Source organism: Streptomyces sp. NPDC057438 (assembly GCF_042802995.1).
In the GTDB taxonomy this organism is placed as follows: Bacteria; Actinomycetota; Actinomycetes; order Streptomycetales; family Streptomycetaceae; genus Streptomyces.
The window spans coordinates 125572-138256 of record NZ_JBHVDD010000011.1; the positions used below are offsets into that span (position 1 = coordinate 125572).

8 protein-coding genes are annotated in these 12685 nt (G+C 72.1%); 6 read left to right on the plus strand and 2 right to left on the minus strand.

What is annotated here, in order from left to right; translation table 11 throughout:
• Positions 1 to 50: 50 nt before the first annotated feature.
• Entirely contained in the window at positions 51 to 1841 is a 1791-nt protein-coding gene (locus ACFU5F_RS09725; protein WP_383884440.1) for a lytic transglycosylase domain-containing protein, read from the minus strand.
• A gap of 398 nt (positions 1842 to 2239) precedes the next feature.
• Here ACFU5F_RS09725 and ACFU5F_RS09730 point away from each other — a divergent pair, with 398 nt between their 5' ends.
• Positions 2240 to 3091: a DUF4184 family protein gene (locus ACFU5F_RS09730; protein ID WP_383884442.1), complete on the plus strand. Its 852-nt coding sequence runs from the start codon at positions 2240 to 2242 to the stop codon at positions 3089 to 3091.
• A gap of 542 nt (positions 3092 to 3633) precedes the next feature.
• Here the strand turns inward: ACFU5F_RS09730 and polA are convergent.
• Positions 3634 to 6360 carry a DNA polymerase I gene (gene polA / locus ACFU5F_RS09735; RefSeq protein WP_383884444.1) on the minus strand — a complete coding sequence of 909 codons (2727 nt, stop codon included), beginning with the start codon at positions 6358 to 6360 and terminating at the stop codon, positions 3634 to 3636.
• Between the two features lie 804 nt (positions 6361 to 7164).
• Here polA and ACFU5F_RS09740 point away from each other — a divergent pair.
• The 5 genes from ACFU5F_RS09740 (at position 7165) to ACFU5F_RS09760 (ending at position 12620) form a co-directional block, all read left to right on the plus strand.
• Positions 7165 to 9444 (plus strand): FdhF/YdeP family oxidoreductase, encoded by a 2280-nt coding sequence (locus ACFU5F_RS09740; protein WP_383884446.1) that lies wholly within the window; start codon positions 7165 to 7167, stop codon positions 9442 to 9444.
• Positions 9445 to 9509: 65 nt separating this feature from the next.
• On the plus strand, positions 9510 to 9998 hold the full coding sequence (locus ACFU5F_RS09745) for a PaaI family thioesterase (protein WP_383884448.1): 489 nt from the start codon (positions 9510 to 9512) through the stop codon (positions 9996 to 9998).
• A gap of 81 nt (positions 9999 to 10079) precedes the next feature.
• Positions 10080 to 10475: a hypothetical protein gene (locus ACFU5F_RS09750; protein ID WP_383884451.1), complete on the plus strand. Its 396-nt coding sequence runs from the start codon at positions 10080 to 10082 to the stop codon at positions 10473 to 10475.
• Positions 10472 to 11110 carry a Tat pathway signal sequence domain protein gene (locus ACFU5F_RS09755; RefSeq protein ID WP_383884454.1) on the plus strand — a complete coding sequence of 213 codons (639 nt, stop codon included), beginning with the start codon at positions 10472 to 10474 and terminating at the stop codon, positions 11108 to 11110. Before ACFU5F_RS09750 ends, ACFU5F_RS09755 begins: the two co-directional genes overlap by 4 nt.
• 280 nt (positions 11111 to 11390) lie before the next feature.
• Positions 11391 to 12620, plus strand: a complete 1230-nt coding sequence (locus tag ACFU5F_RS09760; protein WP_383884456.1) for a branched-chain amino acid ABC transporter substrate-binding protein — start codon at positions 11391 to 11393, stop codon at positions 12618 to 12620.
• The last annotated feature ends 65 nt before the right edge of the window (positions 12621 to 12685 follow it).

The following is a 12685-nucleotide window of genomic DNA, read 5'->3' on the forward strand; positions in this document are numbered from 1 at the left end:
CCCCTCCGAAGAGAGGCGCCGTCGTCGTGGCCGCGGGGCGGCCGCGCCGGTCAGGACTCGCTGGGGCTCGGCGTCGCGGGCTCGTCCGGCTCGGCCGACTCGGTCGGCGCGGACGTCCCGGCGGGTGCCTGCACCGTCAGTTCGAGGGTGAGGGTGGCGCCGCCCTCGGTCTCGACGCGGAGCAGGAACGTGCCGGTGGCGTCGTCCGCGTACAGCTTCGGGAGCTTGAGGACGCCGCCCGCGTCGCTCTCCAGGGCGAAGGTGCGCACGGGCTTGTCGCCCGCGCCCTTGAAGTAGGGGCCCTTGTCGTTCTGCGTGGGGTCGAGGAGCGAGGTGACGAGGGTGGCCGTGCCGGCGACCCTGTCCGCGATCTCGCCCCGGTAGGTGGCCTTCACCGCGATCTGCTCCGCGAACTCCCCGCCCGGGACACAGGTCAGCTCGGTGGTGCCGACACGGGCGAGGGCGTCGGCCCGGCGGGCGGTGACGGTGGCCGTGCGGTCCAGGGCCGGCACGGTGCGGCCCACGACGGTGGCGCGGATCGTGACGTCGCCGGTCTTCTCTCCGGCCACGAGCGCGGGCGCGGTGGCCTTGCCCGTGCTGTCGGTGAGTGCGGTCGCGACCTTCTCGCCGCCGGTGAAGGTGGTGTCCGTGTCGCCGACGACGGTGAAGCGGACCCGGACCTTCGCCACGGCCTTGCCCGCCTTGGTCTCCGTGCGGGCGGCGAGCTTGCCGGTGAAGGTGTCCCCGGCCATGGCGGTCAGACTCGCCGCGCCCGCGTTCTCCAGGTGGTGCACCGAGTCGGTGGGGGTGCCCGGCGTCGTGGGCGGGTTGGTGCTCGGCGGGGGCGGGGTGGTGCCGCCGCCGCCCGGCTCACCGGGCTTGGGCTTGCCCGGCTTGCCCGGCTTGGGCGGCTTGGGCGGGGTGGGCTTGGGGCTCGGCGTGTTGCCGCCGGTGCCTCTGCCGTTCCCGGTGCCGCCGGTGTTGTTGCCGGTGCCTGTGCCGGTGCCGGGGCTGCTCGGGGTCTGCGGCAGGGAGCCGGTGCCGTCCGGGATCTCGTGGGTGCCCTTGCGGTAGTGCGACAGCCACGACATGACGGTGTTGTAGTACTCCGTCGAGTTGTTGTAGCTGAGGATCGCGCTGCGCAGGTTCGCGGCGTTCGACAGGTCCCAGTCGAAGCGGCACAGGTAGTGGCCGGCGGCGAGGGCGGCGTCGTAGACGTTGTTGGGGTCCTCGGCGCCGTCGGCGTTGCCGTCGCGGCCCGCCCACTTCCAGGTGGACGGGATGAACTGCATGGGGCCGACCGCGCGGTCGTGCGTGCTGTCGTCGTCGAACGCGCCGTCGTCGGTGTCGCTGATGTTCGCGAAGCCGTTGCCGTTGAGCTGAGGGCCGAGGATCTTGCCGAGGGTGGTGCCCTCGGCGTCGACGCGGCCGCCCCTGGCCTGGCCGGACTCGACCTTGCCGATGGCGGCGAGGAGCTGCCAGGGCAGGTTGCAGCCGGGCTTGGACTCCCGCAGGGCCGCCTCGGCCTTCTTGTAGGCGTCGAGGACGGTCGCGGGTATCCCGCTCTCGCCGGCGCCGGTCGTGCCCGGGGTGCCGCCCGGTCCCGTGGTCGGGGTGGGGCTGTCCAGGGGCGGGAGGTCCGTGTAGTACCGCGAGTTGCCCGTGGCGGTCTCGTCGGCCTGGGTGCTCATCTCCGGCGAGGGCGAGCCCGTGGTCTGTCTGCCCGAACTGTCGGTGGTCACCCCCGGGGCCTGGGAGGCGGCGAGCGCCGCTACCGTGGCCGCGGCCAGGGCGGTGGTGGCCGCCCCCTTGCGGAGCCTCAAACCGAACTGCGCCGCCATTGAGTGAACCCCTCCCCGGTGGTCGAACGCGTCAACGTTCATTCCGCTTACTGCCGTGTATTACCGCTTCTTGACGTCTCGGGCGTTTTTCCGGTTTCGACGGACCGGCTTTCCCGCACAGGTACACCGACTCCGGAGTTGCGGTGTTGGTTGCCCTGTTCCGGCATTCCTTTTCCAGAACTCCGGCGGCCAACCCTCCGACCGGCGCGACGACCCAGGCGACCCTACGACAACTTCCGTTGCCCGGACAGCCGTTCGCGCCCGATATTCACCGATTGGCCATATCGGTTTGCTGTCACGCGGACACCCTTCGGACGGGCGGGGACAGGTCACGCATACTGGCGACCGGTCATCGCCGGGCGGGCACGTCCGGCCAAAGTCCGTCACAGGGGGACGACTTGCCCTTCACGCTCAGCCACGCGGCCGCCGTACTGCCCGCCCTGCGGGGGAACGGGACCGGGCGCGGGCCTCTGGTGCCGTCGGTGCTCGTCGCCGGTTCCTTCGCGCCCGACATGACCTACTACGCGGCGAGCGTGCTGCCGGAGGCCATGGCGTTCGGCGACGTCACGCACTCCTTCTTCGGGGTGTTCACCGTGGACGTCCTCGTCACCTGGGCGCTGGTGGGGCTGTGGCTGGTGCTCCGGGAGCCGCTGGTCGCCCTGCTGCCGAGGGGACGGCAGGGGCGGCCGGCCGCGCTGGTGCGCTGCGGCGCGGGGGCGCGGCGGTTCAGTCCCTCGCTGGCCCTGTGGTGGTACGTCTCCGCGGCCCTCGGCTCGCTGACCCATGTCGTGTGGGACGCGTTCACCCATCTCGACCGGTGGGGGATGCGACTGTTCCCCGTCCTCGGCGAGGAGATCGCGGGCTCGCCGCTCTACTGGTACCTCCAGTACGGCGGCTCCGCGGTCGCGGCGGTCGTGCTCGCCGTCTTCGTCGTGGTGGCCCTGCGCCGGCAACCGTCGGTGGAGCCCGTGGGCGTGCCCGTGCTCTCCTCGGCCGACCGGTGGGTGGCGGGCGCCGTCATCGGGGGCTGCGCGCTGGTCGCGGCCGCACAGCGGGTGGCCCGCTGGTGGGCGCACTGGGGGTCGGTCGCCAAGCCGTACGAGGTGATCCCGACCGTGTGCTTCGGGGCGGGCGCCGGGCTGGTGGCCGGCGTCGTCCTCTACGGCGTCGGCGTCAGGGTGCGGCGCCCGGTTCCCGCCGCTGCGACGCCCGCGGCCGGGGCGGAGGCGGACAGCTCGGTCCGCCGCTGACTGCCGAGGGCCCGGTGGGGGCGCCGTGGGGGAAGCGTGGCCTGGCGGCGCGGGCGGCGTACGGGGGGACGTGACCGAGGAGGGCCGCCAGGGGGTGGGTCAGCGGCCAGGGGTAGAGGCTGTGCGGCCGCCGGACTCGCGGGCGGGCCCAGGGGCCCTGGGTGAGACGGGTCCGCACCCCTGACAGGCGGGTGGCAGCTGTCGCTGTACGGCGGCGGAGCGTGCGTATGCCCATGCGGGCATCCTTGCGGGTGCGCTCCGCTGGGGGCGCGGTGGTGAGGGCCGGTCGGGTGACCATGGGAAAGGCCGTGGGCGCGGGTGCGTGCTTTCGGGTGCGGGTCGGGTGCGGGTCCGGTGGGGGCTGGTCGCGCGGTTCCCCGCGCCCTCGGCGGCCCGCACAGCCCTCGGCCCTCACGCCCCGCAGATCCGCCGCCTCTCAGATCCGCAGGGCCCGGTCTTGTCGGGGGCGTGGGGGACCGCGTGAGGCCCCCCACCTGACCCGCTCCCGAACACGCGTACCCACACGACCGCGCCCAGGGGCGTCAGTGCGCCGCCGACTCCCAGTCCGGGCCGTGGCCCACCGAGACGTCCAGCGGGGCCCGCAGCTGCACGGCGTTCGCCATCTCGTGGCGCAGGAGCTGCTCGGTGCGGTCGCGTTCGCCGGGGGCGATCTCCAGGACGATTTCGTCGTGGACCTGGAGGAGCATGCGGGAGGCGAGACCGGCCTCGTCCAGGGCGCGGCCGACGTTCAGCATGGCGATCTTGACGATGTCGGCGGCGGTGCCCTGGATGGGCGCGTTGAGGGCCATCCGCTCGGCGGCCTCGCGGCGCTGTCGGTTGTCGCTGTTGAGGTCGGGCAGATAGCGCCGGCGCCCGAACAGCGTCGCCGTGTAGCCCGTCGCCCGCGCCTCGTCCACGACCCGGCGCAGATAGTCCCGTACGCCGCCGAAGCGCTCGAAGTACGCATCGATCAGGGCGCGCGCCTCACCGGCCTCGATGTTCAGCTGCTGGGAGAGGCCGAACGCGGAGAGACCGTAGGCCAGGCCGTACGACATCGCCTTGATCTTGCGGCGCATCTCCGCGTCCACCGCCGACTGCTCCACCCCGAAGACCTGTGCGGCCGCCGTGGTGTGCAGGTCCTCGCCGGAGGTGAACGCCTCGATCAGGCCCTCGTCCTCGGAGAGGTGCGCCATCACCCGCAGTTCGATCTGGCTGTAGTCCGCCGTCATCAGGGACTCGTAGCCCTCGCCGACGACGAAGCCGCGGCGGATGGCACGGCCCTCGTCGGTGCGGACCGGGACGTTCTGGAGGTTGGGGTCCGTGGAGGACAGGCGGCCCGTGGCGGCGACCGTCTGGCTGAAGCTCGTGTGGATCCGGCCGTCCGCGGCGATCGTCTTGATCAGGCCCTCGACCGTGACACGGAGCTTGGCCTGCTCGCGGTGGCGGAGCATGATGACCGGCAGCTCGTTGTCCGTCTGGCCGGCGAGCCAGGCGAGGGCGTCCGCGTCCGTGGTGTAGCCCGTCTTCGTCCGCTTGGTCTTGGGCAGGCCCAGCTCGCCGAAGAGGACTTCCTGGAGCTGCTTGGGCGAGCCCAGGTTGAACTCGTGGCCCGCCGCCGCGTGCGCCTCCTTCACCGCCTGCTGGACGGCGCCCGCGAACATCTGCTCCATGGCCTCCAGGTGGGGCCGGTCCGCCGCGATGCCGTGACGCTCCATCCGGGCCAGGAGCGCGGAGGTGGGCAGCTCCACGTCCCGCAGGAGGCCGGCGGCGCCGACCTCCTCCAGGCGCTCGCCGAAGGCAGCGCCGAGGTCGAGGATCGCGCGGGCCTGCACCATCAGCGCGTCGGCCTCGGCGCCCTCGTCCGCGCCGAACGCCAGCTGGCCGTCGGCCGTGGCGGCGGGGGCCAGCTCGCGGCCCAGGTACTCCAGGGTGAGCGCGTCCAGGTCGAAGGAGCGGCGGCCCGGCTTGACCAGGTACGCGGCGAGGGCGGTGTCCATTTCGACGCCCTCGACGGTCCAGCCGTGCTCGGCGAAGACCCGCATCGCGGCCTTGGCGTTGTGGAACACCTTCGGCCTGGCGGGGTCGGCGAGCCAGGCCGCCCACGCGGTCTCGTCCGCCTCGTCCAGCGCGGTCGGGTCGAACCAGGCCGCCGCTCCCCCGGCCGCGGCGAGTGCGATCTCGGCGACCGAGCCCGCGCCGAGCGCCCAGGTGTCGACCGTGGCGACGCCGAGGATCTGCGTGCCGTTCCCGTCGAGCCAGGGGGCCAGCTCGCCGGAACCGAGGACCGTGCCGTCCACCTCGACGCCCGGGGCGGCCGGCGGGCCGGCTTCGGCCTCCTCGGCGCCCGGGTCGACGGCCAGCAGGCGCTCGCGCAGCGACGGGTTGCGGATCTCCAGGGTGTCCAGGACCATCGCGACGGCCTTGCGGTCGTAGGCGGCGCGCTCCAGGTCGGCGACGCCCTTGGGCAGTTCGACCGTGCGCACCATCTCGGTGAGGCGGCGGTTGAGCTTGACGGCCTCCAGGTGGTCGCGGAGGTTCTGCCCGGCCTTGCCCTTGACCTCCTCGACGCGCTCGACGAGGTCCGCGAACGAACCGAACTGGTTGATCCACTTCGCGGCGGTCTTCTCGCCGACGCCGGGGATGCCGGGGAGGTTGTCGGACGGGTCGCCGCGCAGGGCCGCGAAGTCCGGGTACTGGGCCGGCGTGAGGCCGTACTTCTCGAACACCTTCTCCGGGGTGAACCGGGTCAGCTCCGAGACGCCCTTCGTCGGGTAGAGCACGGTGGTGTGCTCGCTGACGAGCTGGAAGGAGTCGCGGTCGCCGGTGACGATGAGGACCTCGAAGCCCTCCGCCTCGGCCTGGGTGGCGAGGGTGGCGATGATGTCGTCGGCCTCGAAGCCGTCCACGGCGAAGCGGACGGCGTGCATCGCGTCGAGCAGCTCACCGAGCAGCTCGACCTGGCCCTTGAACTCGTCCGGTGTCTTCGAGCGGTTCGCCTTGTACTCGGTGAACTCCTCCGAGCGCCAGGTCTTGCGGGAGACGTCGAACGCGACCGCGAAGTGGGTGGGGGCCTCGTCGCGCAGCGTGTTGGCCAGCATCGACGCGAAGCCGTAGATCGCGTTGGTCGGCTGGCCCGTCGCCGTCGTGAAGTTCTCCGCGGGCAGCGCGAAGAACGCGCGGTAGGCCAGCGAATGCCCGTCCATGAGCATGAGCCGGGGACGGCTGCCGCCGGGGGTGCTGTCGGTCTTCTTCGTTCCAGTCTCTGCCACGAACCCGATCCTGCCACGTACCACTGACACCCGGACCCCAGGGACGTACGGAGCCCGCTCCGGACGCCGGCGACCGCCCGGCCAGGCGGCAGACGAGGGCGGCCGAACCCCCGCCGGATGAGTCGCGCAGGGCTGAGCTGTCACGCCGTGCGGGGCGGGCCGGGGCGCACGGGTGCGGCGAGACCGTCGGCACCGACACGGGCCCACCGACGGTGCCGGGCCGGACCTCGTTCCGGGCGCGCCCGTGGAGTCGTCCTCCACCCCGGGCGCGAGGGGCGCCGGGTCGGGCGCGGTGGCGACGGCACCGCCGCGGGCCCGCCGACGGTGCCGGGCCATGACGTGGTCCTGGGCGGGCCGGGCCGTCCGGTGGCGCCCGAGGGGTTCGCGCCGCCGTGAAACCGGCCCGTTCCGCAGGGCCCGCCGCGGTGGAGGTTCGACGGGCCTGGCTCTGTCGGGGCGTGCTGACGGCCCCCGGTTCGGGCGGTGCCCGGCACGGAGGCGGAGCGCAGGGGAGGCGGCACCCGGCGGGGCACCGCCGTCGAGCTGCACGCGGTGTGGGCCGGTCCCGCCGCACCCGGACGACGCAGCCCACCCCGCACCGCGTGACGGCTCGGCGGCATCCGGCCGGGCCGGGTGCCTCGGCCTGCCGCCCCCGATCGCGGCCGACCCCTACACCCCCGGCCCCCGATTGCCCTCGGCCCGGCACCCACGTCGTCCCGGGCCCCTCGCCGTCAGTGACACGTGCGAGGATCGAAGGCGTAGCCTCACGCCCGAACAGCACGTGTATGCGAATGGGGAGCAGCGATGGCCGGCAAGGCGCCGAAGAGTGATCCGGTTCAGGACGCGCCACAGGTCGCGGAGCCCCGGCACGCGGCCGCGGGCCTGCCGGCGATCGGGCACACGCTACGGATCGCGCAACAGCAGATGGGTGTGAAGCGGACCGCGCTGACGTTGCTGCGGGTCAACCAGAAGGACGGCTTCGACTGCCCGGGCTGCGCCTGGCCCGAGCCGGAGCACCGGCACGCCGCGGAGTTCTGCGAGAACGGGGCCAAGGCGGTCGCCGAGGAGGCCACGCTGCGGCGGGTCACCCCGGAGTTCTTCGCCGCCCACCCCGTCGCCGACCTCGCCACGCGCAGCGGTTACTGGCTCGGCCAGCAGGGGCGGCTCACCCACCCCATGTATCTGCCCGAGGGGGGCGACCGGTACGAGCCGGTGACCTGGGAGCGCGCCTTCGACATCGTCGCCGGGGAGCTGAAGGCCCTCGCCTCCCCCGACGAGGCCCTCTTCTACACCTCGGGCCGGACGAGCAACGAGGCCGCGTTCCTCTACCAGCTGTTCGCCCGCGAGTTCGGCACCAACAACCTGCCGGACTGCTCCAACATGTGCCACGAGTCGTCGGGCTCCGCGCTGTCGGAGACGATCGGCATCGGCAAGGGCAGCGTCCTGCTGGAGGACCTCTACAAGGCCGACCTGATCATCGTGGCCGGGCAGAACCCGGGGACGAACCACCCCCGGATGCTCTCCGCGCTGGAGAAGGCCAAGGGCAACGGCGCGAAGATCATCACCGTCAACCCGCTGCCCGAGGCCGGCCTGGAGCGGTTCAAGAACCCCCAGACCCCGCAGGGCATGCTCAAGGGCGCCGCCCTCACCGACCTGTTCCTACAGATCCGCATCGGCGGCGACCAAGCCCTCTTCCGCCTCCTCAACAAGCTGATCCTGGAGAGCGAGGGCGCGGTCGACGAGGAGTTCGTCGCCGGGCACACCCACGGCTTCGAGGAGTTCGCCGAGGCCGCCCGCGCCGCCGACTGGGACGAGACGCTCACCGCGACCGGCCTGCCGCGCGAGCGGATCGACGAGGCGCTGCGCATGGTCCTCGCCTCGAAGCGGACCATCGTCTGCTGGGCGATGGGCCTCACCCAGCACAAGCACTCGGTGGCGACCATCCGCGAGGTGGTCAACTTCCTGCTGCTGCGCGGCAACATCGGCCGCCCCGGCGCTGGCGTCTGCCCGGTGCGCGGTCACTCGAACGTGCAGGGCGACCGCACGATGGGCATCTTCGAACGGCCGGCCCCGGCCTTCCTGGACGCCCTGGAGCGGGAGTTCGGCTTCGCCCCGCCCCGCGAGCACGGCTACGACGTCGTACGGGCCATCAGAGCCATGCGCGACGACAGGGCGAAGGTCTTCTTCGCCATGGGCGGCAACTTCGTGTCGGCCTCCCCCGACACCGAGGTCACGGAGGCGGCCATGCGCCGCGCCCGGCTCACCGTGCACGTGTCGACGAAGCTGAACCGCTCGCACGCGGTCACGGGCGCGCGGGCCCTGATCCTGCCCACCCTCGGCCGCACCGAGCGCGATCTCCAGGGTGGCGGCGAGCAGTTCGTGACCGTCGAGGACTCCATGGGCATGGTGCACGCCTCCCGCGGCCGCCTGGAGCCCGCGAGCGGGCAGCTGCTGTCCGAGACGGCGATCGTGTGCCGGCTGGCCCGCCGGGTGCTCGGCGAGGACAGCCGTACCCCCTGGGAGGAGTTCGAGAAGGACTACGCGACGATCCGCGACCGCATCGCGCGCGTGGTGCCCGGTTTCGAGGACTTCAACGCGCGCGTGGCCGACCCGAACGGCTTCGCCCTCCCGCACGCCCCGCGCGACGAGCGGCGCTTCCCCACGGCCACCGGCAAGGCCAACTTCACGGCCGCCCCCGTGGAGTACCCGCGGCTGCCCGAGGGCCGTCTGCTGCTGCAGACGCTGCGCTCGCACGACCAGTACAACACCACGATCTACGGCCTGGACGACCGCTACCGGGGCATCAGGAACGGCCGTCGGGTCGTCCTGGTCAACCCCGAGGACGCGCGGGCGCTGAACCTCGCGGACGGCTCGTACGTGGACCTGGTGAGCGAGTGGCGGGACGGCGTGGAGCGCCGGGCCGACGGCTTCCGGGTGGTGCACTACCCGACGGCCGCCGGCTGCGCGGCCGCCTACTACCCGGAGACCAACGTCCTGGTGCCGCTGGACTCCACCGCGGACACCAGCAACACCCCGGCCAGCAAGTCCGTCGTGGTCCGTCTGGAACAATCGTCGACCGACTGAGCGTTTGCTCAGGGGCCGGCGCGCGACCGCCGGCGGCGCTTTCGATCGAGGACGGACGGAGCCCCATGGGCGAGCAGCACCACGTGAAGTTCCCGCAAGAGGTCATCGACGAGTACGCGGCCCTCGGCATCGACCTGGTGGCGATGTTCTCCGCCGGGCATCTGGGCACGCGCATGGGCGTGCGGATCGTCGAGGCGTCGGCGGACCGGGTCGTCGGCACGATGCCGGTGGAGGGCAACACCCAGCCGTACGGGCTGCTGCACGGCGGCGCGTCCGCCGTGCTGGCGGAGACGCTGGGGTCGGTCGGCTCCATGCTGCACGCCGGCAGCTCCAAGATCGCCGTGGGCGTCGACCTGAACTGCACGCACCACCGGGGTGCCCGCTCCGGACTGGTGACCGGTGTCGCCACCCCGCTGCACCAGGGACGCTCGACGGCCACGTACGAGATCGTCGTCAGCGACGAGGCCGGCCGGCGGGTGTGCACGGCCCGCCTGACCTGCCTGCTGCGCGACGCCCCGGGGACCGCGGGCGAGCGGACGGAGACGTCCGACTGATGCGTGCGGACGGGGGGCGGGCGGGAGCGAAGGCCACTTCGCCTCTGGTCCCGCACGGCGGACAGGCCCTAGCGTCGGGGCATGGCAACGGGAAGGGCGCCCCGGACGGGGCTGGTGCTCGGCCTGGCGGTGCTGATCGGTGTCCTGGCCGCCGGGTGCGCGGCGCCGGACGGAGCCGCGTCCGCACGGGACGGCGGTTCACCGTCCCCGTCCGCCACCCCGCGCGAGGAGGTGTGCGCGACGATCGTGGCGTACTGGGCGCGGGAGGTGCTGGACACCGGCACTTACGGCGACTACCAGTCCATGGGGCTGTCGAACGGGCAGTACGAGATCCTGCGGAAGATCGTGGACGCGGCACGGGCGGAGAGCGGGCGCACCGGCCCCCGGGCCGAGGACCGGCTGATCGAACGGCGGGCGCGGACGGACTGCGCGGCGTGGTACCGCTCGGGCGGGCCGGGCGAGGAACCGTGGCGGTGAGCGGGATCGGTCCCGTGGAGCCGGGCGAGGGCACCCACCCCACAGACGTCGTCGACGCCGGCCCGGGGGCCGCACCGGCCCCTCCCCGCGGGCGGTGCGGGCGGGGATACACCCTCCACCGCCGTGCCGTGCTCACGGCGGCTGTGGCCGCCGTCGCGCTGGCGGGCGGCTACCTGTACGCCACCCGGCCCGAGCCGGCACCGCGGCCCGGGGCGACGGCACCGCCCTACCCCTCCCAGGCGATCGGCGTCGTCTATCTCGGCCGGGTGGCCCCGCCCGCCGGAGCGCCCCGCACGAGCTTCCGTTTCGAGGTGGAAATGCGCCTCCTGTCCGGCCCCCCGGTGACCGTCGAGCGGATGACCCAGCCCTACGCGGGACTCTCCCTGCGCACCGACCCGCGCACTCCGGTACGGATCGGGACCAACACACCCCGGCGGATCGTCGTCACCATGCGCGTCACCGCATGCGAAACAGCGCCCGAGAACCCCGGGCTGCCTTTCCTGGACGTAACTCTACGTAATATGCGCGCAATGGAAGCGCACAGTTTCATGCTGGGCGAGCGCTACACGCGGGACCTCTCGGACGCCCTTCAAGTCGCCTGTAGCAACGATTCTTCGTCATCACCAAAAGCGTGAACACTCCTGAACCTACCCGCGTCGACCCTGCACATTCTCACCATGTGGACAGGGCGAATCAGCCCGAATTCCGCGCAACCACCCACTGAGTACCGCTCTGCATTACCTCGTGTCATAACAAGAGCGTCACAGCCTTGGCCAGACTCTCCTCCACATTCCCTACACCCGCTTAGAGTCACGGCCAGTCACCGCGCCACAGGAATCGAAGTCACGTCTTCGGCCCAGCGCTCGACTCGGCCCCTTTCAAACAGGAAGGGCCGTGCCAGGGAAAGGACTGATCGTGCGTCAACGTTCGCTCATAGCCATCACCGCCGCGCTGGCGGCGGGAGCACTCACTCTCACCGCCTGTGGTTCGCGCGACGAGGACAAGGGCGGCTCGGACACCGGCAGTGGCACCACTGTCGTCATCGGCGTCGACGCCCCGCTCACCGGCGACCTGTCCGCGCTGGGCCTCGGCATCAAGAACTCCGTGGACCTCGCCGCCAAGACGGCCAACAAAGAGAAGTACGTCGAAGGCGTCACCTTCAAGATCGAGGCCCTCGACGACCAGGCGCAGCCCTCCTCGGGCCAGCAGAACGCCACCAAGCTCGTCGCCGACAAGAGCGTCCTCGGTGTCGTCGGCCCGCTGAACTCCTCCGTGGCCGAGTCCATGCAGAAGGTCTTCGACGACGCCAAGCTCGTCGAGGTCTCCCCGGCCAACACCAACCCGGCGCTGACCCAGGGCCCGGACTGGCAGAAGAGCAAGGTCCGCCCGTACAAGTCGTACTTCCGCACCGCGACCACGGACGCCATCCAGGGCCCGTTCGCCGCGCAGTACGTCTTCACGGACGCCAAGAAGAAGAAGGTCTTCGTCATCGACGACAAGAAGACCTACGGCGCCGGTCTGGCCGCCACCTTCTCGGACGAGTTCAAGAAGCTCGGCGGCAAGATCGTCGGCACCGAGCACATCGACCCCGACACCAAGGACTTCTCCGCGGTCGCCACCAAGGTCAAGTCCTCCGGCGCCGACGTCGTCTACTACGGCGGCGAGTACCCGCAGGCCGGTCCGCTCAGCAAGCAGATCAAGGCCGCGGGCGCCAAGGTCCCCGTCGTCGGCGGTGACGGCATCTACAGCGCCGACTTCATCAAGCTCGCCGGCGCCAGCGGCACCGGCGACCTCGCCACCTCCGTCGGCGCCCCGGTCGAGGAACTCGACTCCGCCAAGGAATTCGTCGCCAACTACAAGACCGCCGGCTACAAGGAGGCCTACGAGGCCTACGGCGGCTACTCCTACGACTCCGCCTGGGCGATCATCGAGGCCGTCAAGAAGGTCGTCGAGGACAACAACGGCAAGCTGCCGGACGACGCCCGCGCCAAGGTCACCGAGGCCGTCCAGAACGTCTCCTTCGACGGTGTGACCGGCAAGGTCTCCTTCGACGAGTACGGCGACGCCACCAACAAGCAGCTCACCGTCTACGCCGTCGAGGGCGGCGAGTGGAAGGCCGTCAAGTCCGGCACCTACTCCGGCTGACCCCTACCCGCACCATCCCCAGAGCCGCGCGGGGCGCCGCACCACTGGCGCCCCCCCCGGACGCG